The 26,928-nt window shown below is 67.7% G+C and carries 27 protein-coding genes, 1 pseudogene and 1 riboswitch; of the genes and pseudogenes, 18 read left to right on the plus strand and 10 right to left on the minus strand.

What is annotated here, in order from left to right:
- Positions 1 to 179 precede the first annotated feature (179 nt).
- On the minus strand, positions 180 to 524 hold the full coding sequence (locus tag Q4I23_RS13120; RefSeq protein WP_149163355.1) for a type II toxin-antitoxin system HicB family antitoxin: 345 nt from the start codon (positions 522 to 524) through the stop codon (positions 180 to 182).
- A 118-nt stretch (positions 525 to 642) separates the two neighbouring features.
- On the opposite strand from Q4I23_RS13120, the gene Q4I23_RS13125 reads away from it, so the two are divergent.
- The 7 genes from Q4I23_RS13125 to Q4I23_RS13155 all read left to right on the plus strand — a co-directional run bounded on the left by Q4I23_RS13125 (position 643) and on the right by Q4I23_RS13155 (position 6,651).
- Positions 643 to 1,086 carry a hypothetical protein gene (locus Q4I23_RS13125; protein ID WP_498526507.1) on the plus strand — a complete coding sequence of 148 codons (444 nt, stop codon included), beginning with the start codon at positions 643 to 645 and terminating at the stop codon, positions 1,084 to 1,086.
- Positions 1,087 to 1,173: 87 nt separating this feature from the next.
- Positions 1,174 to 1,419 (plus strand): hypothetical protein, encoded by a 246-nt coding sequence (locus Q4I23_RS13130; RefSeq protein ID WP_454018636.1) that lies wholly within the window; start codon positions 1,174 to 1,176, stop codon positions 1,417 to 1,419.
- 180 nt (positions 1,420 to 1,599) lie between these two features.
- Positions 1,600 to 2,529: a class I fructose-bisphosphate aldolase gene (locus Q4I23_RS13135; protein WP_306711140.1), complete on the plus strand. Its 930-nt coding sequence runs from the start codon at positions 1,600 to 1,602 to the stop codon at positions 2,527 to 2,529.
- A 12-nt stretch (positions 2,530 to 2,541) separates the two neighbouring features.
- Positions 2,542 to 3,180: a thiamine phosphate synthase gene (gene thiE, locus Q4I23_RS13140; RefSeq protein ID WP_145699857.1), complete on the plus strand. Its 639-nt coding sequence runs from the start codon at positions 2,542 to 2,544 to the stop codon at positions 3,178 to 3,180.
- Between the two features lie 19 nt (positions 3,181 to 3,199).
- Positions 3,200 to 4,006, plus strand: coding sequence for a TSUP family transporter (locus Q4I23_RS13145; protein ID WP_454018637.1), 807 nt, complete (start codon positions 3,200 to 3,202; stop codon positions 4,004 to 4,006).
- A gap of 179 nt (positions 4,007 to 4,185) precedes the next feature.
- Complete coding sequence (locus tag Q4I23_RS13150; protein WP_454018638.1) at positions 4,186 to 5,532, plus strand: OmpP1/FadL family transporter; 1,347 nt, start codon at positions 4,186 to 4,188, stop codon at positions 5,530 to 5,532.
- Positions 5,533 to 5,655: 123 nt separating this feature from the next.
- A complete protein-coding gene (locus Q4I23_RS13155) occupies positions 5,656 to 6,651 on the plus strand; it encodes an MDR family oxidoreductase (RefSeq protein WP_498526508.1) in 996 nt (331 codons plus the stop codon).
- A 27-nt stretch (positions 6,652 to 6,678) separates the two neighbouring features.
- On the opposite strand, the gene epmA is transcribed toward Q4I23_RS13155, so the two are convergent.
- Complete coding sequence (gene epmA, locus Q4I23_RS13160; RefSeq protein WP_498526509.1) at positions 6,679 to 7,731, minus strand: EF-P lysine aminoacylase EpmA; 1,053 nt, start codon at positions 7,729 to 7,731, stop codon at positions 6,679 to 6,681.
- Between the two features lie 167 nt (positions 7,732 to 7,898).
- Between epmA and efp the strand changes: the two genes are divergently transcribed.
- From efp to Q4I23_RS13185, 5 genes are all read left to right on the plus strand, one after another.
- Positions 7,899 to 8,465, plus strand: coding sequence for an elongation factor P (gene efp / locus Q4I23_RS13165; protein WP_014240821.1), 567 nt, complete (start codon positions 7,899 to 7,901; stop codon positions 8,463 to 8,465).
- A 91-nt stretch (positions 8,466 to 8,556) separates the two neighbouring features.
- The gene (locus tag Q4I23_RS13170; protein ID WP_109071271.1) at positions 8,557 to 9,402 is read left to right on the plus strand and encodes an inositol monophosphatase family protein; all 846 of its coding nucleotides are present in this window, start codon (positions 8,557 to 8,559) and stop codon (positions 9,400 to 9,402) included.
- Between the two features lie 179 nt (positions 9,403 to 9,581).
- Positions 9,582 to 10,355 carry an OmpA family protein gene (locus Q4I23_RS13175; protein WP_498526510.1) on the plus strand — a complete coding sequence of 258 codons (774 nt, stop codon included), beginning with the start codon at positions 9,582 to 9,584 and terminating at the stop codon, positions 10,353 to 10,355.
- Positions 10,356 to 10,407: 52 nt separating this feature from the next.
- Positions 10,408 to 11,595, plus strand: coding sequence for a DNA repair protein RecN (locus tag Q4I23_RS13180; protein ID WP_119510309.1), 1,188 nt, complete (start codon positions 10,408 to 10,410; stop codon positions 11,593 to 11,595).
- A 51-nt stretch (positions 11,596 to 11,646) separates the two neighbouring features.
- Positions 11,647 to 12,966, plus strand: a complete 1,320-nt coding sequence (locus Q4I23_RS13185; RefSeq protein WP_454018642.1) for a peptidoglycan -binding protein — start codon at positions 11,647 to 11,649, stop codon at positions 12,964 to 12,966.
- A gap of 154 nt (positions 12,967 to 13,120) precedes the next feature.
- Here Q4I23_RS13185 and gcvPB read toward each other — a convergent pair whose 3' ends face one another.
- The 4 genes from gcvPB to gcvT are packed head-to-tail and all read right to left on the minus strand — an operon-like array spanning position 13,121 to position 17,548.
- Positions 13,121 to 14,686: an aminomethyl-transferring glycine dehydrogenase subunit GcvPB gene (gene gcvPB, locus Q4I23_RS13190; RefSeq protein WP_498526511.1), complete on the minus strand. Its 1,566-nt coding sequence runs from the start codon at positions 14,684 to 14,686 to the stop codon at positions 13,121 to 13,123.
- On the minus strand, positions 14,686 to 16,026 hold the full coding sequence (gene gcvPA, locus Q4I23_RS13195; RefSeq protein WP_454018644.1) for an aminomethyl-transferring glycine dehydrogenase subunit GcvPA: 1,341 nt from the start codon (positions 16,024 to 16,026) through the stop codon (positions 14,686 to 14,688). The genes gcvPB and gcvPA overlap by 1 nt, the downstream gene beginning before the upstream one ends.
- 1 nt (position 16,027) lies before the next feature.
- Positions 16,028 to 16,402, minus strand: a complete 375-nt coding sequence (gene gcvH, locus Q4I23_RS13200) for a glycine cleavage system protein GcvH (protein WP_038527146.1) — start codon at positions 16,400 to 16,402, stop codon at positions 16,028 to 16,030.
- 33 nt (positions 16,403 to 16,435) lie between these two features.
- Positions 16,436 to 17,548, minus strand: a complete 1,113-nt coding sequence (gene gcvT / locus Q4I23_RS13205) for a glycine cleavage system aminomethyltransferase GcvT (RefSeq protein WP_498526512.1) — start codon at positions 17,546 to 17,548, stop codon at positions 16,436 to 16,438.
- 175 nt (positions 17,549 to 17,723) lie between these two features.
- Positions 17,724 to 17,837, minus strand: a riboswitch (glycine riboswitch).
- A gap of 547 nt (positions 17,838 to 18,384) precedes the next feature.
- Here gcvT and Q4I23_RS13210 point away from each other — a divergent pair.
- Positions 18,385 to 19,302 carry a class I SAM-dependent methyltransferase gene (locus Q4I23_RS13210; protein WP_498526513.1) on the plus strand — a complete coding sequence of 306 codons (918 nt, stop codon included), beginning with the start codon at positions 18,385 to 18,387 and terminating at the stop codon, positions 19,300 to 19,302.
- Between the two features lie 239 nt (positions 19,303 to 19,541).
- Here the strand turns inward: Q4I23_RS13210 and Q4I23_RS13215 are convergent.
- Both Q4I23_RS13215 and Q4I23_RS13220 read right to left on the minus strand, forming a co-directional pair.
- Positions 19,542 to 19,663 (minus strand): annotated as a pseudogene (locus Q4I23_RS13215) (IS5/IS1182 family transposase); the annotation flags it as partial.
- Positions 19,664 to 19,805: 142 nt separating this feature from the next.
- On the minus strand, positions 19,806 to 20,312 hold the full coding sequence (locus Q4I23_RS13220) for a hypothetical protein (protein WP_454018647.1): 507 nt from the start codon (positions 20,310 to 20,312) through the stop codon (positions 19,806 to 19,808).
- 226 nt (positions 20,313 to 20,538) lie between these two features.
- On the opposite strand from Q4I23_RS13220, the gene ispH reads away from it, so the two are divergent.
- From ispH to Q4I23_RS13245, 5 genes are all read left to right on the plus strand, one after another.
- Entirely contained in the window at positions 20,539 to 21,519 is a 981-nt protein-coding gene (gene ispH, locus Q4I23_RS13225; RefSeq protein ID WP_498526514.1) for a 4-hydroxy-3-methylbut-2-enyl diphosphate reductase, read from the plus strand.
- A 32-nt stretch (positions 21,520 to 21,551) separates the two neighbouring features.
- Positions 21,552 to 22,109, plus strand: coding sequence for a Uma2 family endonuclease (locus Q4I23_RS13230; protein ID WP_498526515.1), 558 nt, complete (start codon positions 21,552 to 21,554; stop codon positions 22,107 to 22,109).
- Positions 22,110 to 22,174: 65 nt separating this feature from the next.
- The gene (locus Q4I23_RS13235; protein WP_454018650.1) at positions 22,175 to 23,158 is read left to right on the plus strand and encodes a homoserine kinase; all 984 of its coding nucleotides are present in this window, start codon (positions 22,175 to 22,177) and stop codon (positions 23,156 to 23,158) included.
- Positions 23,159 to 23,162: 4 nt separating this feature from the next.
- On the plus strand, positions 23,163 to 23,645 hold the full coding sequence (gene rnhA, locus Q4I23_RS13240) for a ribonuclease HI (protein WP_454018651.1): 483 nt from the start codon (positions 23,163 to 23,165) through the stop codon (positions 23,643 to 23,645).
- Positions 23,646 to 23,756: 111 nt separating this feature from the next.
- Entirely contained in the window at positions 23,757 to 25,355 is a 1,599-nt protein-coding gene (locus Q4I23_RS13245; protein WP_498526516.1) for an AMP-binding protein, read from the plus strand.
- Between the two features lie 167 nt (positions 25,356 to 25,522).
- Here the strand turns inward: Q4I23_RS13245 and Q4I23_RS13250 are convergent, their stop codons facing one another.
- Both Q4I23_RS13250 and Q4I23_RS13255 read right to left on the minus strand, forming a co-directional pair.
- The gene (locus Q4I23_RS13250) at positions 25,523 to 26,005 is read right to left on the minus strand and encodes a peroxiredoxin (protein ID WP_038527122.1); all 483 of its coding nucleotides are present in this window, start codon (positions 26,003 to 26,005) and stop codon (positions 25,523 to 25,525) included.
- Positions 26,006 to 26,033: 28 nt separating this feature from the next.
- Positions 26,034 to 26,900, minus strand: coding sequence for a protein-disulfide reductase DsbD family protein (locus Q4I23_RS13255; protein WP_498526517.1), 867 nt, complete (start codon positions 26,898 to 26,900; stop codon positions 26,034 to 26,036).
- Between the last annotated feature and the right edge of the window lie 28 nt (positions 26,901 to 26,928).

Raw genomic sequence — 26,928 nt, forward strand, 5'->3', positions numbered from 1 at the left:
GACCTGGTACGACAACGAGTGGGGCTTCTCCAACCGCATGAGCGACACCGCCGTCGCCATGGCCAACGCCAAGTAAGCCACCCGCGGCTTGCGGCCAAAGAGAAAGGGCGCCCTGAACGGGGCGCCCTTTTTTCATGTCCGTCATCCTGTTCGCCGGCGTGTTTCCCGCCGGAATTCGGTCACCCCGCCTTGACAGCGTTGATGCCCGTGGCCTGCGCCAGCTGATCGGCGACCCAGGCTGCAACGCTCTTGCCTTCGCGTTCCGCACAGGTGGCGATGGCGCGGTGGAGCATCGGGTTGACGCGGATGGCGAGCTTGCCCGAATAGGGCTGCTCGGTGTTGCCCGCCATGTCGCAAGCCATCGCCAGATAATCGTCCACAGCCTCGCGGAAGGCCCTGCGCAGCTCATCGACCGAGCGGCCGGTGAAGGTGATGCCGTCGCGCGTGTTGATGACGGCGCCGACGAAGATGCCGGCATCGTCGTCGAAATCGATCTGGGCCTTGTAGCCCTTATAGTCCATCATCGGCGGCGACCCCAGGGATGCGTGGGGTGGAAGGATAGCCTCGCCTCCGCCCCGGCGGTTTGACCTGCCTCAATTCCCGGCATGGGGATGGGGAAATGCCCACTCGGATTTTCCCGTCATGACCGCCATGCCCGCGCACAGCCGCCCCATCCGCATCCACGGCCTGAACGACGCCGACGCCGCCTGCGCCGTTGCGACGGACCTCGGCGTTCCCCTTCTGCTTGTCAGCGCACCCGGTGGGGCGGCCTCCGCCGGGGCCGGCTGGTTTCGCGAGGTTGTCGCCCGCGCCACTGCCCGGCATCCATCGGCTGCAATGACCGCGGTGCTTGACTGCGCCGACCGGCCCGGCGATGCCCTGGGCGCGCTGTCCGCCGGGATCGGTGCGATCCTGTTCACCGGACGGCTGGACGTCGCGGAGCGGCTGGGCGACATCGCCGCGCAGCGCGGCGCCTGCCTGCTGACGGCGCTTCCCGAAGCGCTCGACCTGCGCAGTGCCCGCGATCCCTGGCGCGCCTGCCGGAACTGGCTAAGCGGGCAAGACAATGCCCATGTCACGGAATAGTCCCAAGGCGATACCGCTTTTTCCCCAAATCCGCACGATCAAAAGTGGTGTATGATGATTTCATCATCACGATGCGGTACCACCCCCATGACCACGACCACGCCTTTGCGGCCCCAGGCGGACGCCACACCGCTGAAGGGCGAGGACTCCGCCCCGCTCCATCCGGAGAGGCCGGACGGGCTTCCGCGCGGCGCGCGCTTTCCCGCGCCTCAGGTGGAGAAGATCCGCGGCGCCCGGCTCCTCGTCGTCTGGGCCGGCTTGGCCGCCGGGGCTTGGGCCGTGGCGGTGGGGGCGGGCTACGGCCTCTACATCATCGTCCAATCCGTGCTGTGACAACAAAAGGCTGTTGCACGACGTTCGCCTCGCCTTTGGGAGAATTCTGAATCCGACCTCTCGGATAGGCCCTTTTGGCGCCGCGGGAGGCCGCGTTACACCCCTGCCGACGTTGCAAAGAGTCCCGCGCTGGGCTATGAGGGCCGCATTTCCGACAGAAACCCCAAGGGGAAGAGCCAGATGAAGCTCACTCGTCGTGTTAAGGAAATTCTTGCGAACTACGAAAGCGACACCCCGGGCGTCAAGGCCAACCTTGCCCGCATTCTTATGGAAGGCAAGCTGGGCGGCACCGGCAAGCTGGTGATCCTCCCCGTCGACCAGGGCTTCGAGCACGGCCCGGCGCGCAGCTTTGCGCCGAACGAGCCGGGCTACGACCCGCATTACCATTACCAGCTCGCCATCGACGCCGGCTGCAACGCCTACGCCGCCCCGCTGGGGTCGCTGGAGGCCGGCGCCTCGACCTTCGCCGGCTCGATCCCGCTGATCCTCAAGATGAACAGCGCCAACAGCCTGTCGCGCCAGAAGGAGAACGCCGACCAAGCGGTGACCGCCTCGGTGCAGGACGCGCTGCGCCTCGGCTGCTCGGCCATCGGCTTCACGATCTACCCCGGCTCGGACGCCATGTACGACCAGTACGAGGAGATCCGCGAGCTGTCGAAGGAGGCCAAGTCGGTCGGCCTGCCCACCGTTCTGTGGTCCTACCCGCGCGGCGGCACCGTCTCCAAGGAGGGTGAACTGGCCATCGACGTGATCGGCTACGCCGCCCACATGGCCGCCCTGCTCGGCGCCCACATCATCAAGGTGAAGCTGCCGTCGGCCCATCTGGAGCAGGCGGAGGCCAGGAAGGTCTACGAGTCCAAGAACATCCCGATCGCCACCCAGGCCGACCGCGTCCGCCACATCATGCAGTGCGCCTTCAACGGCCGCCGCATCGTGGTCTTCTCGGGCGGCGCGACCAAGGGCGAGGACGCGGTGTTCGAGGATGCCCGCGCGATCCGCGACGGCGGCGGCAACGGCTCGATCATCGGCCGCAACGCCTTCCAGCGCCCGCGCGACGAAGCTTTGAAGCTGCTCGATCGGATCATGAAGATCTACCAGGGCAAAGAGTAAGGATCGCCTCGGGTGACCGAAACCGCCTGTCGGCTCTACCTCGTGACGCCGCCGGTCCTGGAACCGGCGGCGTTTGCGCCGAAACTGACCGAAGCGCTGGACGCGGGCGATGTCGCCTGCGTCCAGTTGCGTTTGAAGGACTGCTCCGACGACGCCGTGCGCCGGGCCTGCGACGCCCTGCGCCCGATCGCCCAGGAGCGCGGGGTGGCCTTCATCCTGAACGACCATCCCGAACTGGCCCGCGAGACCGGCTGCGACGGCGTGCATGTCGGGCAGAAGGACACGCCCTACGCCCAGGCGCGGCGGATCGTCGGCAACGACGCCATCGTCGGCGTGACCTGCCACGACAGCCGCCATCTTGCCATGGAAGCGGGCGAGGCCGGGGCCGATTACGTCGCCTTCGGCGCCTTCTTCCCCACCACCACCAAGGACGCCGAATTCAAGGCGGAGCCGGAGCTGCTCCGGTGGTGGTCGGAGCTGATGGAGGTCCCCTGCGTCGCCATCGGCGGCATCACCCAGGAGAATTGCGGGCCGTTGGTGAGCGCCGGGGCCGATTTCCTGGCCGTGGTCGGCGCCGTGTGGAATCATCCCGATGGGCCGGGCGCCGCCGTGAAGGCGTTCAACGCCGCCATCGCCGCGGCCGAGGGGTAACGAAGGCCGCCGCCGAATCATGGATCTCCTTTCCATCGAGACGCTGTCCGCGCTGTTCGCGGTCGGCCTTGTCGCGGGCTTCGTCGACGCCATTGCCGGGGGCGGCGGGCTTCTGACCCTCCCCGCCTTGCTCTGGGCCGGTCTGTCGCCCGCGCAGGCGCTGGCGACGAACAAGCTGCAATCCAGCTTTGGCTCCCTCTCCGCCGCGGTGAAGTTCACCCGCGGTGGCGAGGTCAAGCCGCGCGACATGGCGGTGATGATCGCCTGCACCTTCGCCGGCTCCGCGGCGGGCGCCATCATTGTCCAGATGATCGATCCGGGATTCCTGCGCAACGTCATCCCGGTGCTGCTGATCGGCATCGCCATCTGGCTGCTCGTCTCCCCGAAAGCCGGAGAGATCGACGCGCAGCAGCGCATCGGGGAGCGCGGCTTCGCCCTGCTCGCCGGGACGGGGATCGGCTTCTACGACGGCTTCTTCGGGCCTGGCACCGGCACCTTCTTCGCCATCGCCTTCGTCTCGCTGCTCGGCTTCAACCTGCGCAAGGCGACCGCCCACACGAAGGTGCTGAACTTCACCAGCAACATCGCCGCGTTGCTGTTCTTCCTGGCTGGCGGTCAGATCGCCTGGCTGGCCGGGCTGCTGATGGGGGTGGGCCAGATGATCGGCGCGCAGATCGGCGCCCATATGGTCATCCGCAACGGCGCGGCCATCGTGCGGCCCATGCTGGTCGTCGCCTCCATCGCCATCACGGCGAAGCTGATCTGGACGGACGCCCAGAGCGTGATCGGCGCGGGCATGGCCATGGTCGCCGGCTGGCTGGGCTGAGCACCTTCTGATTTCCACATTTCCAGCCCGCGGCGAATCGACCGTGGCGGGCATTTCCCTGTCCAAAGCGTATCTCCGGACGCATGGTTTGTTGGTCCAACATTTTTTCAGCGGGTCCACTTTACGTTAACGTCAATGTGTGTATCATTGCGTCAAATAACGAAATTGGGGAGAAACGCATGTCCAATTGGTCACTGAAGGGGAACCTGCTCGCCGCCGCCGCGGCCATCGCCATCGCGGCGCCGCTGCCGGCCGGCGCCGCCGGCTATCTGCTGAAGGAACAGAGCGCCTCCGGTCAGGGCACCTCCTTCGCAGGCGCCACCGCCAACGGCATGGGCGACGCCACCGCGCTGTTCTTCAACCCGGCAGCGCTGGGCAGCATCGAGGGGAATCAGGCGGTCGGCGTGCTGAGCGGCGTGTTCCCGACCTCGAAGACCAGCAACGCCCGCGGCACCCGCGCCACGCGGCTGGGCGGCAGCACCATCCAGGGCACCTCCGACCCCGGCGACATCGGCATGGACGCGGTGATTCCGTCGGGCTATCTGGCCTACACGGTGTCGCCGGACGTGAAGCTGGGCCTCGCCATCACCGCGCCCTGGGGCCTGTCCACCGACTATCCGGAAAGCTGGACCGGCCGTTACCACGGCATCCATTCCAGCCTGCTGACGATCAACATCTCCCCGACCGTGTCCTACCGGCTGATGCCGGACCTGACCATCGCTGGCGGCCTGCAGCTCCAATACGCCAAGGCCCGGCTGAGCCAAGCGGTGGATTTCGGCTCCATCCTGGCGGCCACCGGCGTCCCCATCGCGCCCGGCTCGCGCGATGGCGTGGGCGAGGTCAAGGGCGACAGTTGGGGCTTCGGATTCACCGCCGGCATGCTGTACGAGCCGGTCAAGGGCACCCGCTTCGGCGTCTCCTACCGTTCCTCCGTCTTCCACGAACTGGACGGTGATTCGAAGTTCGAAGGCGTTCCCGCCGTCCCGGCGCTGCGCGCCAGCTTCGCCAATTCGCCGGTGCGGGCCAAGGTCGCCACGCCGGATATCATCTCCTTCGGCGCCTATCACGAGCTGACCAGTTCCTTCGCCGTGATGGCCGACGCGCAATGGACCAACTGGTCGCGCTTCAAGGAGCTGCGCATCCGCTACCGCAACCCGTTGCGCACCGACACCGTGACCGACGAGAACTGGGACGACTCCTGGTTCTTCGCGCTGGGCGCCGCCTACAAGTGGAACGAGAAGCTGACCCTGCGCTTCGGAGTGGCCTATGACCAGACCCCGGTCACCGACCAGTACCGCACGCCGCGCATTCCGGACGAGGACCGTTACTGGGTGTCGATCGGCGCCGGCTACCAGGTCACCGACAACATCCGGACCGACATCGGCTACAGCCACATCTTCGCCAACAAGGCCAAGATCGACCTGCGCGACAACCTGACGGGCAGCGACGCCTTCCGCGGCAACCTGTCCGCCGACTACAAGGCCCATGTGGACGTGATCGCGCTCCAGACCAAGATCACCTTCTGATCCGCACCCCGGTGGAGCGCGCGGGCGCCGCCCGTTCGCTTCACCGTCCCCGCCTCTTGTCCATCGCCGCGTCCGTGCTAGGCTTTTCCCCAATCAAGAACCCGTCCCGGGAGAGGAATCCGCATGGCCGACACCTTCACCGCCTTCGTCATCGAGGACGCCGACGGCAAGCCCAAGGGGGGCTTCAAGCCGCTGAGCCTTGCCGACCTGCCCGACCATGACGTGCTGGTCGAGGTCGCCTATTCCACTCTGAACTACAAGGACGGCCTCGCCGTCTCCGGCAAGGGCCGGATCGCCCGCAAACTGCCGATGGTCGCCGGCATCGATCTCGCCGGGAGGGTCGTGGAGTCGCGCTCCGCCGACTGGAAGGCCGGCGACACCGTCATCGTCAACGGCTGGGGCCTGTCGGAAACCCAGTGGGGCGGTTACAGCCGGTTCCAGCGCGTGAAGCCGGAATGGCTGACCCGTCTGCCCGACGCCTTCTCGCCGGAGGAGGCGATGGGCATCGGCACCGCCGGCTACACCGCGGCGCTCTGCGTCGACGCGCTGGAGGATTGGGGCACGATCCAGCCCGGCGGCAAGGAGGTTCTGGTCACCGGAGCGGCCGGCGGCGTCGGTTCCGTCGCGGTCGCCCTGCTCGCCAAGGCCGGCTATCCGGTCACCGCTTCCACCGGACGGCCCGAAACCCACCAATATCTGTCCGGCCTGGGCGCCACCGGCTTCATCGACCGCGCGGCCCTTCAGGAGAAGGGTCCGCCGCTCCAGAAGGAACGCTGGGCCGGCGGCGTCGATTCGGTGGGCGGCATCATGCTGGTCAACGCCTTGTCGCAGACCGTCTGGGGCGGCGCCATCGCCGCCTGCGGGCTGGCGGGCAGCGCCGACCTGCCCGGAACGGTCCTGCCGCACATCCTGCGCAGCGTCACGCTGATCGGCATCGACTCGGTCGCCGCCCCGGCGGCGCGGCGCGAACGCGCCTGGGCGCGGCTGGCCCGCGACCTCGACAAGGACCACCTGAAGGCCATGTACACGGTGGAGCCGATGTCGAAGCTGCCGGAACTGGCCGGCCGGATCCTCGCCGGGCAGGTCCGCGGCCGCGTGGTGATCGACGTCACCGCCTGAGGCCGCCGAAGCCGGTGGCGGACGGCCTCAGCCCCCCGCCACCGGCAGCCAAAGCACCTCGTCGATACTCTCCGCCCCGCTGCACAGCATGACCAGCCGGTCGAAGCCCAGCGCGATGCCGCTGCATTCCGGCATGCCGTGCTCCAGCGCGGCGAGGAAGTCCTCGTCCACCGGGAAGCGGTCGCCGTAGATGCGTTCCTTCAGGTCCATGTCGGCCTCGAAGCGGGCACGCTGGGCGCGGGCGTCGGTCAGTTCGCCGAAGGCGTTGGCGAGTTCCAGGCCGCAGGCGTACAGCTCGAACCGCTCGGCCAGCCGCGGGTCCTCCGGCTTGGGGCGCGACAGGGCGGCCATGCAGACCGGATAGTCGGTCAGCACGCAGGGCACACCCATGCCCAGATGCGGCTCGATCCGGTCGAACATGATGCGGAAGACGATGTCCTCCCAACGGTCGCCGTCGTGCGGCGGGATGCCGATGCCCCGCGCCATAGCGGCCAGCGGGGCCGGATCGGGGTCGTGTGTGCCGTCGAAGGTCTCCAGCAGGTCGAACCCCGCATACTCCCGGAAGGCGTCCTGCACGGTCTGCACCCGCCACTCCTTGAAGGGATCGCAGGTCATGCCGCGGAACTCGAATCGTGTCCGCCCGGCGGCGACGGCGGCCTCCCGCACCAGATCCTCGCAGTCGCGGATCAGCGCCCGGTAGCCCTCCCCCGCCCGGTACCATTCGAGCATGGAGAATTCCGGCGCGTGGGTGGCCGACCGCTCGCCGTTCCGGAAGACATGGGCGATCTGGTAGATGCGCGGCAGCCCGGCCACCAGCAGCTTCTTCATCGCGAATTCCGGGCTTGTGTGCAGGTGCAGCCGCCGCCGGTCGTCGGGGTGCGGCCCCACCAGCTCCGTCGCGAAGGCCTGGAGATGCGGCTCCATCCCCGGCGAGACTTGGAGCGCCGGGGTGTCCACCTCCAGGAAGGCGTTCTCCTCGAAGAAGCGGCGGACGGCGCCCAGCACGCGGCCGCGCACGGCCAGATGGGGGCGGCGGCGGGCGAAGCTCTCGGGAGCCCAGGCGGGCGTGACGGGGGACATGATGGCCTTCACTGACGGAGCGATGACGCTGCTTAGCAGAGTGGGAACGGTGGCGAAAACGGACAAAGAAGGCGCAGAACGCTGAATGAGCCCCACCCGGCGTTGCCACCAGCCCGGCAAGCTGCTAGGTTCCGCGCCGCCTGTCTCCTGGAAATCACGAGTATGTCATGAAGGTCAACGCCAACACGATGCGTCCCGGCCATGTGCTGGAGCATAACGGTAAGCTCTGGGTCATCACGAAGACCGCTATCGTCCAGCCCGGCAAGGGCGGCGCCTTCATCCAGCTTGAAATGAAGGATGTGCGCACCGGCAACAAGTCGATCGAGCGCTTCCGCACCCAGGAGACGGTCGAGCGCGCCCGCCTGGACGAGCACGAGATGACCTTCTTGTTCGCCGAAGGCGACAGCTACACCTTCATGGACAAGGAAAGCTACGAGCAGACCGCCATCCCCGGCGAGATCATCGGCGACCAGAAGGTGTTCCTGCAGGACGGCATGGAAGTCACCGTGCAGTCCTTCGAAGGCGCGCCGCTCGGCGTCGAGATCCCCGGCAAGGTCACCCTGCAGATCACCGAGGCCGACCCGGTGGTGAAGGGTCAGACGGCCTCCTCCTCCTACAAGCCGGCGAAGCTGGAGAACGGCGTGTCGATCCTGGTGCCGCCGCACATCGAGTCGGGCACCCGCGTCGTCGTCGACACCCAGACCGGCGAGTATGTCGAGCGCGCCAAGGACTGACCGTCCTGACTGATTTTCTGCGCACCGGCTCTCGCTTAAGGCAGGGGCCGGTGTATTCTTTTTCCGGTTCCGCACGAGATAAAGCACGCCCATGGCCACCCGCTCCGCCCTTATCAACGTGATGGTCCGCGCCGCCGAAAAGGCGGCCCGCGGCCTTGTCCGCGACTTCGGCGAGGTCGAGCACCTCCAGGTGTCGCGCAAGGGCCCGGCGGACTTCGTGTCCGCCGCCGACATGAAGGCGGAAAAGCTGCTGCGCGAAGAGCTGCAGAAGGCCCGCCCGGATTTCGGCTTCCTCATGGAGGAGACGGGCGCCAGCAAGGGCAGCGACCCGACCGCCCGCTGGATCGTCGATCCGCTGGACGGCACCACCAATTTCCTGCACGGCATCCCGCATTGGGCGATCTCCATCGCCGCGGAGAAGAACGGCGAGATCGTCGCCGGCGTCGTGTACGAGCCGGTGCACGACCAGATGTTCTGGGCCGAAAAGGGCCAGGGCGCCTTCCTGAACCACCAGCGCCTGCGCGTGTCGGAGCGCCGCAACCTCGCCGACGCGGTGATCGCCACCGGCATCCCCTTCAAGGGCCGCGGTGACCATGCCGGCTTCCTGGTGGAAGCCGAGGCCCTGATGAAGGAAGTCGCGGGCATCCGCCGCTTCGGCGCCGCCTCGCTCGACCTCGCCTACGTCGCGGCGGGCCGCTACGACGGCTACTGGGAGCGCGGTCTCGCCCCCTGGGACGCTGCGGCCGGCCAGCTTCTGGTGACCGAGGCCGGCGGCTTCGTCGGTGAGATCGGCGGCGGGCGCAACCCGGTGTTCGGCGGCACAATCCTGGCGGCCAACGCCCACTTCCACCTGCCGATCGCCAAGATCCTGCGCGGTGCGACGGAACGCAAGGTGCGCTCCGCTCCCGCCGGGGCGGCGGACGCCGGTCAGGGCTGACCTCCGGCCGAGCCATAAGCCCTTCATGACGTTGGGGTAGCAGGGGCCGCGCTTTGGTGGGGAAACACGCCGCGCGGCCCAAAGGGCGTTGTCCCTACGCCGATCGAAGGGCTATGGTACCAACGCTTTTCCGTGTCACTGGGAACAACGCGCTGGTCACCATGAGGATTGTCGGACGCATGAGCCGTTCTCCAAACGCCCCCGTCGGGCAGCGGGCTCCCTTGCGCGTCCTCTCCGCCGCCACGGCCGTGGCTCTGTCCATGGCCGTGACCGCCTGCTCCTCGCCGGGCACCGCGCCGCCCCTGACCAGCGCCGCCGCCCCGGCCCCGGCCAACGCCGCCAATGCGGGTGGCCTGACGCTGGAGAACGCGCAGCCGCTGCCGATCCCGCCGCGGCCCGACATCTTCCCGCCGCCGGCCCCGCCGGCCCCGCCGGTCTTCCGGGCTCCGACCCTGATGACGGCGCCGGATCTGCCGCAAATGTCGGTCGGCCCGACCCCGCCGCCGCCGGCCCTGCCGGAAGGCGCACCGCCGGTCCCGGCCTCCAACCGGCCGGCGGCACCTCCGCCGCCCGACCGGACGCAGACCGCCGCCCTGCCGCCGCCGACTCCGAAAGCGCCTGCGGCGCCGGCCCTGCCCCGGATGGAGCCGTTGACGGTGCTGTTCGACGGCCCCGCCACCGCTTTGCCCGAACCGGCCCAGACGCGTCTGGGCACCATTGCGGAGCGCCTGAACGCCAATCCGCAGCTTCGCCTGCAAATCCGCTCCTACGCCAGCGGCACGCCGGAGACGGCGCGCGAGGCGCGGCAGCTGTCGTTGGCCCGCGCCTTGGCCGTCCGTGAACGCCTTGGCACCGCCGGCATCGCCAGCACGCGCGTGGACATCCGCGCCCTGGGCATGGAGGCGGCCGGCGGCGCGCCGGATCGGCTGGACGTGGAGTTCCTGAACCAGTGAGCTGCTCTCTGTAACCCGTACAGCCTGCCCCTTCCCCTGGACGAGAGTGCCCATGGCCGCCATCGCCCCGTCGTCCCAGCCTCTTGAGGAGCCTTCCCCGATGACGCGCCCGGAGCGCTTCCTGACACGGATGATCCTCTTCCTGGTGGTCGTGGGAAGCGTGACGGCCTTGCTGTTCCCGGCCCTGCGCGCCGCCTTCATGAACAACCCGGCGCTGAACGGGCTGATCCTCGGCACGCTGCTCGCCGGTATCCTGTTCATCTTCCGCCAGGTGCTGATGCTGCGGCCCGAGGTGGCGTGGCTGGAGCATTTCCAGTCCGGTAACCCGGCCGTCGCCGCGCCGGAACCGGTGCTGCTCGCCCCGATGGCGCGCATGCTGCGGGAACGGCGCGGGCGGCTGACCCTGTCGGCGCTGTCCATGCGCTCGCTGCTCGACGGCATCGCCTCGCGGCTGGACGAGTCGCGGGAGCTGTCGCGCTACCTGATCGGTCTGCTGATCTTCCTCGGCCTGCTCGGCACCTTCTGGGGCCTGCTGCACACGGTGCAGTCGGTCGGCTCGGTCATCGGGGGGCTGTCGGTGCAGGGCGGCGACGTCGGGGCGATGTTCAGCAACCTCCAACACGGGCTGGAAGCGCCGCTGACCGGCATGGGCACGGCCTTCAGCTCCTCGCTGTTCGGTCTGGCGGGCTCACTGGTGCTGGGCTTCCTGGAGCTTCAGGCCAGCCAAGCGCACAACCGCTTCTTCCAGGACGTTGAGGACTGGCTGTCCGGCGCCACCCGCCTTTCCAGCGGGGCCGGCGGCAGCCTGGAGACCGGCGACCAGTCGATGCCGGCCTATCTGACGGCGCTTCTGGAGCAGACGGCGGAGAACCTCGATTCGCTCCAGCGCACCGTCGCCACCGCCGAGGAAGGCCGCCGCTCGGCCAACGCCAATCTGATGGCGCTGACCGAACGGCTGAGCACGCTGACCGACCAGATGCGCGCCGAACAGCAGCTTCTCCTGCGGCTGGGCGAGAGCCAGCTTGAGATGAAGGGACTGCTCGACCGGCTGTCCGACGCGGCCATCGGCGGCTTCGACGACGCCTCGCGCCAGCATCTGCGCAACATGGACATCTACCTCGCCCGCATGGTCGAGGAGTCGTCCACGGGCCGGGTCCAGGCGGTGCAGGAGATCCGCAGCGAGATCAAGCTGTTGGCCCGCACCATCGCCGCCCTGGCCGAGGAATCGGAACAGCGCTGATCGGAACGGCGCTGACGCCTACCCCCTGTCCGTCCGGAGGGACACCCCGCCATGCCCAGCATCAGCCGCCGCAACGGCCACCGTGAGGCCAGCGCATGGCCCGGATGGGTGGACGCGCTGTCGTCCCTCGTCATGGTGGTCATCTTCCTGCTGATGATCTTCGTCGTCGCCCAGTTCTACATGGCGACCGCCCTGACCGGGCGTGACGAGCAACTCGGCAGCCTGAACCGCAAGGTGGCGGAGCTGAACGACCTGCTGGCGCTGGAGCGGGACGCCAACGCCGACCTCCGCATCAACGTCGCCCAGCTCTCGGCGGAGCTTCAAGGCTCCGTGGTGGCGAGGGACACCATGACCGGCCGCATCGCCACGCTCCAGGGCGACCTCGACCACGCCACCCGCGCGGCGGAGGAGTTGCAGCGCACGATCCGCGCCGACAAGGAAACCATCGAGCTGAAGCTGGCCGAAGCCGCCAGCCTCCAGGCCGATCTGAAGGCATTGCGCGAAGCCCGGACCAAGCTGGAGGGCGAGCTGGCCGCAGCCGCCGCTCAGCAGCGCCTGACCGAAGAGCAGCGTCAAGCCCTGCTGGCCGAGCTTGGCGGGGAACGCGACCGGTCCAAGGCGCTGGAAACGCGGCTCGCCAGCGCCGACGAGAAGACGATGCTCGCGCAGAAGGACATCGAGAAGCGCGACATCCGAATCACTGAGTTGATGGCTTCCCTGTCCGCCGAGCAGGGCGCGACTGGCAAGGCGAACGAGCAGGTCGACCTGCTGAACCGGCAGATGGCCGCCTTGCGCGAGCAACTCGCCCGCATCGGCGCCGTGCTGGAAATCTCGGAGAAGAAGGCGGAGGAGCAGCAGGTCCAGATCGCCGAACTCGGCTCGCGGCTGAACCAGGCGCTGGCCGCCAAGGTGCAGGACCTCGCCCGCTACCGCTCCGAGTTCTTCGGACGGGTGCGCGAGGCTTTGGGCAATCGGCAGGACGTGCGCATCGTCGGCGACCGCTTCGTCTTCCAGTCGGAGCTGCTGTTCCCCTCCGGCTCCGCGACTCTGGAGGAGGCCGGCAAGCAGCGGCTGGCGGAACTGGCGCGCACGCTGATCGAGATCGGCCGGACCATCCCGCCGGACATCAACTGGGTGCTGCGCGTGGACGGCCACACCGACGCGCGCCCGGTGCGCATCCAGTTCGCCTCGAACTGGGAGCTGTCGGCGGCGCGCGCGATCTCGGTGGTGAAGTACCTGATCGACCAGGGAATTCCGGCGGACCGTCTGGCCGCCGCCGGTTTCGGCGAATATCAGCCGCTCGACCCCGGCACCAGCGACGAGGCGCTGGCGCGGAATCGGCGGATCGAGGTGAAGCTGGATCAGCGGTAAGAACCCAATCCCTTCTCCCCTCTGGGGAGAAGGTTAGGATGAGGGGGCGGCCGCAGGCCGGAAATGCCCTGCAATGAGGCTGCGTTTCCGCCCTTCGGGCGCCCCCTCACCCTGACCCTCTCCCCGGAGGGGAGAGGGAAATTCGGGCAAAACCCTACTCCGCCGCGACCGTCTCCGGCTCCACCGTCGGCGTCCACCGCAGCACCGGCTTGCGCGCCGCGGCGGTCTCGTCGAGGCGGCGGCGCGGGGTCAGGCGCGGGACGCCCTGGAAATAGGCCACGTCGCCGGACTTGGCCCGCTCCGCCAGGGCGCGCAAAGCGGTGACGAACTGATCCAGGCTGGCCTTCGACTCCGTCTCGGTCGGCTCGATCAGCAGGGCGCCGTGCACGACCAGCGGGAAGTACATGGTCATCGGGTGGAAGCCCTCGTCGATCAGCGCCTTGGCGATGTCGAGCGTGGTCACACCCGTGCCCTTCAGGAAGCGGTCGTCGAACAGGCATTCGTGCATGCACGGCCCGTCAAAGGAGGGCGTCATCACGTCCTGAAGACGGGCCAGCAGATAGTTCGCGTTCAGCACCGCGTCGTTCGCCACCTGCCGCAGCCCGTCGGCGCCGTGGCTCATCATGTAGGCGAGCGCGCGGACGAACATGCCCATCTGGCCGTGGAACGCCTTCATCCGCCCGAAGGCCGGGCCGTCGCCGGCCTGCTCCACCAGACGGAAGGCGCCGTCCTTGTCCTGCACCACGTAGGGCACCGGGACGAAGGGGGCCAGCGACTCCGCGAAGACCACCGGGCCGGAGCCCGGACCACCGCCGCCGTGCGGGGTGGAGAAGGTCTTGTGCAGGTTGATGTGCATCACGTCGATGCCGAGGTCGGCCGGACGCACCCGCCCGACGATGGCGTTGAAGTTGGCGCCGTCGCAGTAGAAATAGGCGCCCGCCGCGTGCACCGCCTCGGCGATGGTGATGATGTCGCGCTCGAACAGGCCGCAGGTGTTCGGGTTGGTCAGCATCAGGCCGGCGACGTCAGGGCCGAGCTTGGCCTTCAGCGCCGCCAGATCGACGCGCCCGTCCTCGGTCGCCGGGATCGCCTCGACGGCGTAGCCGCAGGCGGCGGCGGTCGCCGGGTTGGTGCCGTGGGCGCTTTCGGGGACGAGGATCTTCGTGCGGCCCTTGTCGCCCTTGGCGTCATGGGCGGAGCGGATCGCCATGATGCCGCACATCTCGCCGTGCGCACCGGCCGCCGGGGCCAGCGTCACCGCCGCCATTCCGGTCAGCGTAGCGAGCCAGCGGCCCAGCTCCGCCATCAGCTCCAGCGCCCCCTGCACCGTGCTTTCAGGCTGGAGCGGGTGCACGTCGGCGAAGCCCGGCAGCCGAGCCATCTTCTCGTTTAGGCGCGGGTTGTGCTTCATCGTGCAAGAGCCCAGCGGGTACAGGCCGCTGTCGATGGCGTAGTTCTTCTGCGACAGGCGGGTGTAGTGGCGGACCACCTGCGGCTCGGCGAGGCCCGGCAGGCCGATCCGGCCGCGCGGCTTGACGGAACCCAGACGCGAGCCCACCGCCGGGACCTCGGGCAGGTCCACGCCGCAACGCCCGGCGCTGTCCTGTTCGAAGATCAACGGCTCCTCGATCTGCAGGCCGCGGTTGCCGGTGACGGTCTCCGGAACGGCGCTGTCCGAATTCTGGATGCCGGTCGGGCGACCCTGGTTGTTCATGCTCATCACAGAACCTCGGCGAGGGCGGTGGCGAAGGCGTCCATGTCGGACTCGGTGTTGGTCTCGGTGGCGGCCACAATCAGCAGGTCGTCGAGCCCGCCGCCGAACAGGCGGGAGGCCGGCACACCGCCCAGGATGCCGCGTTGCGCGAGAGCTTCCACGACCTCCGCCGCCGGCTTTGGCAGCTTGACGGTGAATTCGTTGAAGAAGCTGTCGTTGACGATCTCGACGCCCGTCACCGCCGCCAGCTTGTCGGCCAGTTGCACGGCCTTGGCGTGGTTGATCTCGGCGAGCCGGGTGAAGCCCTCTTCCCCGAGCAGGCTGAGGTGGATGGAGAAGGCCAGCGCACACAGGCCGGAGTTGGTGCAGATGTTCGAGGTCGCCTTCTCGCGGCGGATGTGCTGCTCGCGCGTCGACAGCGTCAGCACGAAGCCGCGCCGCCCGTCGGCGTCCACCGTCTGGCCGCAGAGGCGGCCCGGCATCTGGCGGACCAGCTTCTCCTTCACCGCGAACAGCCCGACATAGGGGCCGCCGAAGTTCAGCGCGTTGCCCAGCGACTGGCCTTCCGCCGCCACGATGTCGGCGCCCATCTCGCCCGGCGGGGTCAGCAGGCCGAGCGACACGGCCTCCGTCACCACGACGATCAGCAGGGCGCCCTTGGCTTGGCAGGCGTTGCCCAGCTCCGTGTAGTCGCGGACATGGCCGAACACGTCGGGATTCTGCACGACGACGCAGGAGGTGTCGCCGTCGACCGCAGCCAGCAGGTCCTCGCCGCCCGTCGGGGCCGGCGGCATCACCACCGTCTCGAAACCGATGAAGCGGGCGTCGGTCGTCGTGGTGTCGCGGTAATGCGGGTGCAGGCCGCCGGACAGCACGGCCTTCTTCCGGCGGGTGACGCGGTTGGCCATCATCACGGCTTCCGCGCAGGCGGTCGCGCCGTCGTACATGGAGGCGTTGGCGACGTCCATGCCGGTCAGCAGCGAGACCTGGGTCTGGAACTCGAACAGGACCTGCAGCGTGCCCTGGCTCACCTCAGGCTGGTAGGGGGTGTAGGCGGTCAGGAACTCGCCGCGCTGCACCAGATGGTCCACCGTCGCCGGGATGTGGTGGCGGTAGGCGCCGGCGCCGAGGAAGCTCGGCACGCTGCCGGCGGGCAGGTTCTTCCCCGCCATCGCCGACAGGGCGCGATCGACCTCAAGCTCGCCCATATGGTTGGACAGCCCCTTGATCGGGCCGGAGAGGCGGGCCGCCTCGGGCACGTCGCGGAACAGCTCGTCCACCGACGGCACGCCGATGGCCTCCAGCATGGAGCGCCGGTCGGCCTCGGTCAGGGGCAGGTAACGCATCTCAGGCTTGCCCTTCCACGAAGGCCTTGTAGGCGGCTTCGTCCATCAGCCCGTCCAGCTCCGCCGGGTTGCTGAGGCGCAGCTTGAAGAACCAGCCGGTGGTCTCGGCCCCGGCGTTCACCAGCGACGGGTCGTTCTCCAGATCGGCGTTGGCCTCGATCACCTCGCCGGAGACCGGGGCGAACACGTCGCTGGCGGCCTTCACCGACTCCACGACGGCGGCTTCCTTGCCCTGGGCGAGCTGGCGGCCGACGTCCGGCAGCTCGACGAACACGACGTCGCCGAGCTGGTGCTGGGCGTGGTCGCTGACGCCGACGGTGCCGACATCGCCCTCGACGCGGACCCACTCATGGTCCTTGGTGTACTTGATGGTCATGATTGTCCCCTGTTCGAAACGGTTTTGTGATTCTCAGCCGCGGTAGTAGCGCTGCGGCACGAAGGGAATGGCGGCGACCTTGGCGGCCAGCGGCTTGCCGCGGACCATGAGCTGAACCGGCGTGCCCACGGCGGCGTGCGCGCGGTCCACATAGCCCATGGCGACCGGGGCGGAGGCGGTGGGGCCGAAGCCGCCGCTGGTCACCTCGCCGATCTTCCGGCCGTCCGAGTCGCAGACGTCGGTGTGCTCGCGGGCCGGCTGGCGGCCTTCCGGCTGGAGGCCGACGCGGCGGCGCGGGGCGCCGTTGGCGAGCTGGTCCTTGATGATGGCGTAGCCGGGGAAGCCGCCCTCTTCCCGGCGGCGCTTGGACAGCGCCCATTCCAGGCCGGCCTCGACCGGAGTCGTCGTCTCGTCGATGTCGTGGCCGTAGAGGCAGAGCCCGGCCTCCAGGCGCAGCGAATCGCGCGCCCCCAGCCCGATGGCCTCGACCTCGCCCTCGGCCAGCAGGGCGCGGGCGATGGTCTCGGCATCGGATTTGTCGCAGGAGATCTCGTAGCCGTCCTCGCCCGTGTAGCCGGAGCGGGTGATGATGACCGGGATGCCGTCGAAGGTGGCCGGCAAGTAGCTCATGAACTTCATGGTGGCCGCTTCGGGGATGAAGCGCCCCAGCACCGCCGCGGCCTCCGGCCCCTGCAGGGCCATCAAGGCGAGGTCGTCCAGCAGTTCCACCTCGGCCTTGCCCTTCAGCCGCTCGCGCATGTGGGCGACGTCGTGATCCTTGCGGGCGGCATTGACGACCAGGAACAGGTGGTCGCCGGCGTTGGTGACCATCAAATCGTCCAGGATGCCGCCCTGCTCGTTCAGGAACAGCGTGTAGCGCATGCGCCCACGGGCCAACCCCTTGATGTCGCCGGGAACCAGCGACTCCAGCGCGGCGGCCGGGTCCTCGCCGGTCAGGCGCACCTGCCCCATGTGCGACACGTCGAACAGCCCGGCCTTGGCGCGGGTGTGCTGGTGTTCCTTGAGGATGCCGAGCGGGTACTGCACCGGCATGTCGTAGCCGGCGAAGGGCACCATCTTGCCCTTCAGCTCCAGATGGAGGCTGTGCAGCGGCGTTTTCTTGGGGGACTCAGAAGCCTCGGTCACGCGGGTCCTCCGACATAGGGTCGCACAACCCGCGCCGGGATTGGCGCGAGTCCTGCCCCCTCTGTCCTGGACCTGAGAGATTCACCGGCGGGGTCCAACCCCCAACGACCGGTTTACTCCTTCGGTGAGCCGTCGCCCGCCATGCGCGGACGAAGCTGCTTTCCAGAGTTGCCTTATCCCCCTTGCGGTCCTTTTGCCTGAGAGTTTCCGGGGCGGTTGCTCCTTCGGCGCCGCAGACCGGCATCCAGTGTCCTGGCCCCCGGCCCGCGATCTCTCCCGCGAGGGATCGTCGGCTTGTGCGATCTAACCTACCGAGACCTTTGGGAATGTCAATCAGCGCATGGATAAGCTTGGCCTCCGGCCTCAGGCTGACGACGGTGAGATGACCCCCATTTTCCGACCCCCTCCCATATAGCGGGGATTAGGCGGTAAGGAGGACACGGCGACGCAGTTTGAGCGTCCATACTGGCGCTTGATGAACTCCAGCTTGTTGATCGGATCTTCCGCCTGCCCACTGCTCCAGGCCATGGTAAGCGGCGTTTTGACGGAGGCCTCGCCTTGCCCCACTCCGGTGGCGAAGGCCTTGACAGCTGGGAAGCCGCATCACTGCCCATCGCCGCGCGAAATGGGGAAACCGGGACTGGTCCGAGGCTGGCTTGGGGCGCCAAAGAAACCGGAGTTGCAAGGCCTGCGCGATTCTCGCTTGCGACCGCGGCCTCGCTTGGCTAACAAGCTCGCTATCTGCTATTCAATGGAGACAGTTCTTGCGTCTTTTATGAAAATGGCAGCGTAAACCGGTGCGAATAGCACCATGCAGTCAGCGGAGGATGCAAAGCATGATTCGAAAAATTAAAACAACAGTTAGACTCATTAGGAATTTGCAAAGCCTCCCTGATATAGAGAGCGATATTCAAAAACTCAATACTGCCAATGAAGAAATAATAAATAATACTAATACATTATCAGAAAAACTAAGCATTTTAGATAATTCACTAGAGCGCAGGTTCAATAAAGAAATTCTTAATACCATTTCATCAAGACTCGATATAATTGAAAACCTCCAGCTTTCTCTCGCTAGAGATCTGCACGAATATACTCGCCCCTCAAGCATGCACAGAGAGAACATCAGAGCAGATTGGGAGGAATCCCCATACTACGATGATTGGGACAACGAGAAAGGCCTTACAGGATTCTGGGGGGAGGCCACCCCGTTCTTCCGACTATTTTCTGAGCTTGACTGCGACGTGGCCATGGACTTGGCGTGTGGACGCGGTCGTCATTCAGCTCAGATACTCCAATTGAGGTCGCCAACAGCGCTGTACTTAGTGGATATTAACAAAAGCAATATAGCCCATTGCCGCAAGCGCTTTGCTGACGATGCAAGGGTTCATTGCTTCGTGAACGACGGCTGCAAGCTATCGCACATTGCCGACAATAGCCTGACAGCAATTATTTCATACGACGCGATGGTCCACTTCGAATACGACGACGTCATTTCCTATATAAAGGAGTTCTCGCGCGTACTTTCCCCAGGAGGAAAAGCCCTCATCCACCACTCCAACAATGACAGGCAGCCTGGCAACACCTACCAAGAGAACCCTCACTGGCGCAACTTCATGTCCGCCCCACTTTTCAAACACGCGGCTATTCGCTCCGGTCTCAATGTAGTGGAGCAGGTTCTAATGGATTGGGGAGACTCTCCGATGGATAAGGATCTGGACTGCTTGTCACTCCTTGAAAAGCCGGCAGCATAACACGCTCTCAAAGTTCCCGGAAACGGCATACCAGCCGCTTCCGGGAACGATGCTTCCATCGACCTTTCTGGCCAGACGGCAGTGGTCCGAGTCGGTATGCCGCGACCGGTTGGGTGGGAACCAGCCCCCCAAGGGCGCCATGGTCATCGTATCGTCCACCGCCAGCCAACTTCAGTCGATGCCGACCACAGCATCGACACCCCGTCATCAATTCACTCGCGAATACAGCGGAAGGCGAAGGCCTGCCACCGTTTGCCGGTCCGCAGGACTAAGCCCATGGCATCCATGGCCGCCCGTCGGGAACCCGTGGATTGTGAAAGCCAAACAGGTGCGATGGGCACTTCGGCAGCAATGGCGTCATACGCTCCCAAAGTTCGCCCGGCAACCGTCAGCCGCCGTCTGAAACCAATCTGCACATGAGAGCTTCCATACCGCAGCAATGTGCAGAAAATCCAACAGAACAGATCCAGAACGCCCCACTGGAACAGGTCCTTTCCATCCACTTACTGCTTCATCTGCGCCCGGTTGAAAGCCAGCTGCTCCGGCGTCAGCTGGAAGCCCAGGAAGATTTTCCAGTCCTTGCCGTTGGCGTCCTTGGGCAGCGGAATCTTCGGCGCCAGCTCCTCGCGGCTGCCGGAGCGGAGCTTGCCGGCATCGAAGGTGACGGAGGTGTCGAACTCCGTCTTGGTCGTCGGCGCCTCCTCGCCCGGCTTGGCGACGGCGACGAAGTAGCGGTAGTTCGCCGTGTTGCCCTGCATGGCCGGCCCGCGCTCCGCGATCAGGAAGACGTTCACGTTCACCGTGACGCCGTCGCTGGTGTAGTCGCAGTTGCCGGAGTAATCGGCCAGCGCCGCGCGGGAGGTCACGTCCGTCAGGTCGCGTCCGCCGCCATTGCGGAATTGGGTGACCTCCGCCAGATCGCGGACGATGGACACCTTCGGGCAGGCCAGGGCCGCGTCCGCCGCGGGGTTCGATCCGCCCCCGAGTCCGGAACAGCCGGTGAGCGCCAAGACGCCGAACCCTGCACCCAGACTCGCGAATGCAAGCGCCCGCGGGCTTTTCCGGGCTGGGGTTCCTATATTACGGTCGCGGCGGCGGTCCATCGGTCTGGCCTAACGGTTGGAAGGGTGTGTTCTGCCACGACTTTAGAGAAGCGGTGGGGCCGGCACAAGGCCACGCCGCCGCTGCGACGAACGAACCCCTACACCCCTTTTTCGAGACACCGGAACGACGCGCATGACCCAGACGCCCCTGACCATCCTGCTTGCGGCCCCCCGTGGCTTCTGCGCCGGCGTGGACCGCGCGATCCAGATCGTGGAGGTGGCGCTGGAGCGGTTCGGCGCCCCCGTCTATGTCCGGCACGAGATCGTCCACAACCGATTCGTGGTGCAGAGCCTTGAGGCCAAGGGCGCCATCTTCGTGGACGAGCTGGATCAGGTGCCCGACGGCGTGCCCGTGGTCTTCTCAGCCCACGGCGTGCCGAAGTCGGTCCCGGCGGCGGCCGAACAGCGCGGCCTGTTCTATCTCGACGCCACCTGCCCGCTGGTCAGCAAGGTGCACCGCGAGGCCGAGCGCCACTTCAACGAGGGGCGCCAGATCGTCCTGATCGGCCACGCCGGCCACCCGGAGGTGATCGGCACCATGGGCCAATTGCCCCAGGGCGCGGTGGTGCTGGTGGAGACGGTGGAGGATGTGGCGACGGTCCAGGTGGACGACCCGGAGAACCTCGCCTACGCCACCCAGACCACCCTGTCGGTGGACGAGACGGCGAGCATCGTCGCCGCCCTCCAGGCCCGCTTCCCGTCCATCGGCGGGCCGAAGAAGGAGGACATCTGCTACGCCACCACCAACCGCCAGCAGGCGGTGAAGGCCATCGCGCCGAAGGTCGACGCCCTGCTGGTGCTGGGCGCGCCGAACTCCTCCAACTCCAAGCGGCTGGTCGAGGTGGCGAAGACCCACGGCTGCCAACGCGCCCAACTCGTCCAACGCGCGGCGGACATCGACTGGTCGGCGCTGGACGGAGTCGCCACGCTGGGCATCACCGCCGGAGCCTCCGCCCCCGAAGTGCTGGTGGAGGAGGTCATGGAGGCCGCCCGCGCCCGCTACGCCGTGACGGTGGAGGAGCTGCGCACCGCCTTCGAGGACATCACCTTCAAGCTGCCGAAGCCGCTGCTGGACGGCGGCGCCCCTTCCCGTCCGGTCCCGGCGGACGCATAATCTGGGAATCGGCCTTCGCGACGGAGACGTTCATGGGCGCGCCCGCCATCCGGAAGATGGACATCGACGAATTCCTCGCCTGGGCCGACCGGCAGGAGCCGGACACGCGCTACGAGCTGGTCGGCGGGCGGCCGCAGGCGATGAACGCGTGCTCCCAGGCGCACAGCCAGATCGCCGCGAACGTCGTTTACGAGGTTCGGCGGCGGTTGCGCCCGCCCTGCCGCGTTCTGTCGGAAGCCGCCATCGAACGCGAAGACCGCGCCGACCGCTTTTACGAGGCCGACATCGCCGTCACCTGCTCGCCCCACCAGCCCGGCCAGCGCTCGACGCCGAATCCGGTGCTTGTGGTCGAGATCCTGTCGGACAGCACGGCCAGCCACGACCGCGGCACCAAGGTGCCCGACTACATGCAGATCCCCTCGGTGCAGGAGGTGCTGCTGGTGGACAGCCGTGCCGTCCGGGCGCAGCTGTGGCGCCGCGACGGACGGCGCTGGATCGTCGAGGATTTCACCGAGGACGCCACGCTGCCGCTGGCCTCCATCGGAGCGGAGCTTCCCCTGTCGGCGCTTTACGACGGCATAGCGCTGTGAGCGGCCCAGGGGTGAACGGCTGCGGCGGCATTGACCGGCGCCCCGAATCCCGGTAAGGCGCTGGCATGGCCGTATACACCGAAGTCACCGACGACGAGCTCAACGCTTTCATCGCCCAGTACGATCTGGGCGCCGTCCTGTCCTGCAAGGGCATCGCGGAGGGGGTGGAGAATTCCAACTTCCTCCTGGTGACGGAGCGCGGCCCCTACATCCTGACGCTCTACGAGAAGCGCACCCGGCGGGAGGACCTGCCCTTCTTCCTGGGTCTGATGGAGCATCTGGCCGACAAGGGCATCGCCTGCCCACTGCCGGTCCAGGGCACGGACGGGCAGGCCCTGCGCGAGCTTTCCGGGCGTCCGGCGGTAATCGTCACCTTCCTGGCCGGCATGTGGCCGCGCCGCATCACGCCGCACCACTGCGCGGAGCTGGGGACGGCGCTGGCCCGCCTGCATCTGGCCGTGGCCGACTTCCGGATGGAGCGCCCCAACGCCCTGTCGCTGGACGGCTGGAAGGACCTTGCCGGCAAATGCGCGCCGCGCGCCGACGAGGTGGCCCGCGACCTGCGCGCGACGCTGGAGGCGGAGATTGCGGCGCTGGAGGCCAATTGGCCCGCCGGCCTGCCGTCCGGGGTCATCCACGCCGACCTGTTCCCCGACAATGTGTTCTTCCGCGGCGACGGGCTGTCCGGCCTGATCGACTTCTACTTCGCCTGCAACGACTTCCTGGCCTACGACATCGCGATCTGCATGAACGCCTGGTGCTTCGAGGTTGACGGGTCGTTCAACGCCACCAAGGCGCGGATGCTGCTGACCAGCTATCAGAAGGTCCGCCCCCTGTCGCCGGCGGAGCTGGCCGCCCTGCCCTGGCTGTGCCGCGGCAGCGCCCTGCGCTTCCTGCTGACGCGCCTCTACGACTGGCTGAACCATCCGCCGGGGGCCTTCGTGCGCCCGAAGGACCCGCTGGAATATCTGCGCAAGCTGCGCTTCCACCAGACCGTCCGCGGGCTCGGCGACTACGCGCTCGACGACGGCGGCAGCTATCAGGTCTGATGACATGACGGACGCAGCGAACAACGGCGACGGCGCCCCGAAGATCGTCGACATCTTCACCGACGGTGCGTGCAGCGGCAACCCCGGCCCCGGCGGCTGGGGCGCCATCCTGCGCTACAACGGGGTGGAGAAGGAGTTGTACGGCGGCGAGCCGGCCACCACCAACAACCGCATGGAGCTGATGGCCGCCATCCAGGCGCTGGAAGCCCTGAAGCGGCCCATGGAGGTGCGGCTCTACACCGACAGCGAGTATGTGAAGAACGGCATCACCCAGTGGATTCACGGCTGGAAGGCCCGTGGCTGGAAGACCGCCGACAAGAAGCCGGTGAAGAACGAGGATCTGTGGCGGCGCCTGGACGAGGCGAAGCGGCAGCACCGGATCGAGTTCCACTGGGTCCGCGGCCACGCCGGCCATCCGGAGAACGAGCGGGCCGACGCGTTGGCCCGCCAGGGCGTCGCCGACGTCCGGCAGGCCGCGCGGGGCTGATCCCGCCCGGCGAACGGCGACCATCCTCAAGGGTTTGTGGACGGCGGACCCGCCGTCCCGCTAGGCTCCCTCCGATAACGAACGACGAAAGATCGTTGGGAGGAGACCGAGATGTATCCGCATTTGCGGAACGAAGCCCGCTGGGTGCTGCCCGAGGTGCTGGCCCATCAGGCCGCCGAACGCGGCGGCAAGACCTTCGTCACGATGATCGCCGGCAAAGAGAACAACGGAGACTCCATCACCTACGCCGAGGCGCAGGAGCAGGCGGGCCTTGTGGCCGGCTTCTTCGCCGGGCTGGGCGTGAAGCCGGGCGACAAAGTGGCAGTGATGCTGCCGAACGGGCTGGACTTCGTGCGCGTGTGGCTGGGGCTGGGGCGGCTGGGCGCCGTCATGGTCGCGCTGAACACCGAGCTGAAGGGCGGCTTCCTGGAGCACCAGCTTGAGAATGCCGGGGCCGCCCTGGCGGTGGTCGACGCCGCCCTGGCCGACCGCATCACCGACATTGCGCCACGCCTGACCGCCCTGCGCGGGCTCGTGGTGCCCGGCGCCGCCCAAGGATCGCCGCACACTGCGCTGGAGGGCTGGCGCGACGCCGCCCCCTACGATGGCCCCCTGCCCCGCGCCGGCGACGACGCCTGCATCATGTACACCTCGGGCACCACCGGCCTGTCGAAGGGCGTGCTGATGCCGCATGGCCACGGCTTCCTGTTCGGGCTGGGCTCCATCGACAATTTCGCGCTGACCGACGAGGACCGCTTCTACATCTGCCTGCCGCTGTTCCACGCCAACGGACTCTACATGCAGCTCTACGCCGCGATGATCTCCGGCGGGTCGGCGGTGCTGCGCGAGCGGTTCAGCGCCTCCGCTTGGCTCGACGACATCCGTCGCCATGGCTGCACGGTGACCAACTCGCTGGGCGCCGTCACCGCCTTCGTAGTGGCCCAGCCGACGCGCCCGGACGACCGCGACCACCCCCTGCGCCTCGTCGGCGCCGCTCCCAACCCGGCGGACACCGAGCTAGTGCTGCGCGAGCGCTTCGGCGTCCGCGACGTCATCAGCCTCTACGGCATGACCGAGGTGAACATCCCGCTCTACGCCGAGATGGGCAAGCCGCGCCCCGGCACCTGCGGCAAGGTCTACGACCGCTATTTCGAGGTGGAGATCCGCGATCCGCAGACCGACATCCCGGTGCTGCATGGTCAGGTCGGCGAGGTCATGGTGCGCCCGAAGGCCGCCTTCGGCTTCCTGTCCGGCTATCACCGGATGCCCGACAAGACGGTGGAGGCGTGGCGGAACCTGTGGTTCCACACCGGCGATGCCGCGGTGATGGACGACGAGGGCTACGTCACCTTCGTCGACCGCATCAAGGACTGCATCCGCCGCCGCGGCGAGAACGTCTCGTCCTACGAGGTGGAGACGGTGCTGTCGCGGCTGGACGGCGTGGCGGAGGTCGCCGCCTACGCCGTGCCGGCGGGCATTCCGGGGGCGGAGGACGAGATCATGGTCGCTCTGGTCGCCGCACCGGGCGCCGCCCTGACACCGGAGACCGTGGCAGCCTTCGCCGAGCGTGAATTGCCGCGCTACGCCCAGCCCCGCTACATCGACATCGTGGACGCCTTCCCCAAGACGCCGACCGCCAAGGTGCAGAAGGCCAAGCTGCGGGAACGCGGCGTGGCCGACACCACCTGGGACCGCACGAAGGCGGGGTGAGGCCGCAGATGTTCAACATCCCCTCTCCCCTCTGGGGAGAGGGTCAGGGTGAGGGGGTTGCGCGTGGCGGTATGTTCAGCACAAGCGCAACCCCCTCACCGGCCCTACGGGCCACCCTCTCCCCAGAGGGGAGAGGGCTTAATGACGCCCCGGGTTGCCCTGCCGCCTTACAGCGCGCCCAGCACCGCTTCGGCCGAGGACACCTCGAACTGGCCCGGCTTCTCCACGGCGAGGTGGGTGACCTTGCCGTCCTTGGCGACCAGGGCGAAGCGCTGGCCGCGCAGGCCGAGGCCGTAGCCCGTGCCGTCCATTGTCAGGCCCAGCGCCTGGGTCAGAGCGGCGTTGCCGTCCGGCAGCATGGTGACCTTGCCGCCGACTCCGTTCTTCTCGCCCCAGGCGCGCATCACGAAGGGGTCGTTGACGGCGAGGCAGACGATGTCGTCCACGCCCTTGGCCTTCAGGTCCTCGGCCTTCTGGACGAAGCCCGGCAGATGCTTGGCAGAGCAGGTCGGGGTGAAGGCGCCCGGCACCGAGAACAGCACCACCGTCTTGCCCTTGAACAGCGCGTCGGTGGTGACGTCCTGCATCCCGTTGTCGGTCAGATGCTTCAGCGTGACGGACGGGATGGCGTCGCCCACTTGAATGGTCATGTCTCCTGAACTCCCAATTTTTTGTGTTTCAGCTTTTGTTTTTGCCGGACGCTCGGTCGAGCGCCTCCAGAACGGCGCCCTCGGTCAGCAGTTCCGGAAGCGCGATGCCCTCCGGAGCCCCCGGACCATAGACGATGTTGAAGGGAATACCATAGCGGCCGTGTCGGGCAAGATAGCGGGCGATGCTCTCGTCCGGCCGGGTCCAGTCGGCGCGCATGGCGGTCACCGTCCCGGCGTCCTCCAGCCGCTGCGCGACGGTGCCGCGGTTCAGCACCAGCTTCTTGTTCGCCTGACAGGTGATGCACCAATCGGCGGTGACGTCCACGAAGACGGTGCGCCCGGCGGCCACCTGCTCGCGGATCGCCGCCTCGTCGAAGACGGCCCAGCGCGCCGCCGTGCTTTCGGCCACCGGGGCCGCCCCGGCGGAAGGGCCGAAGACAGCGGGAACCGCGAAGGCCACCAGGGCCAGCAGCCCGGCGAGCGCCGCCCCGGCCCAGCGCGCCGTCTCCGCCATCCGGCGGCCCAGCCACAGCGCGGCGACCAGCCCGCCCATCAGCACGGCGACGGCCAGCGCCGGAACCTCACCCACCTGGACGACCAGCACCGACAGCAGCCACAGCGCGGTCAGGGCCAGCGCCCCGCCCAGCACCCGGCGCAGCGCCACCATCCAGCGCCCCGGACGCGGCAGCAGGCGCGCGGCGCGCGGGAAGGCGGCGATCAGCAGGTAAGGCAGCGCCAGCCCGACGCCCAGCGCGGCAAAGATGGCGAACACCTCCAGCGCCCCGCGGGACAGCGCGAAGCCCACCGCCGTCCCCAGGAAGGGCGCGGAACAGGGCGTGGCGAGCAGCGTGGCGAAGGCACCGGTGGCGAACTGCCCGCCCTGTCTCTTATACACATCTCCGAGCCCACGAGACTATAACAGC

The organism is Azospirillum sp. UFLA03-27 (genome assembly GCF_059803775.1).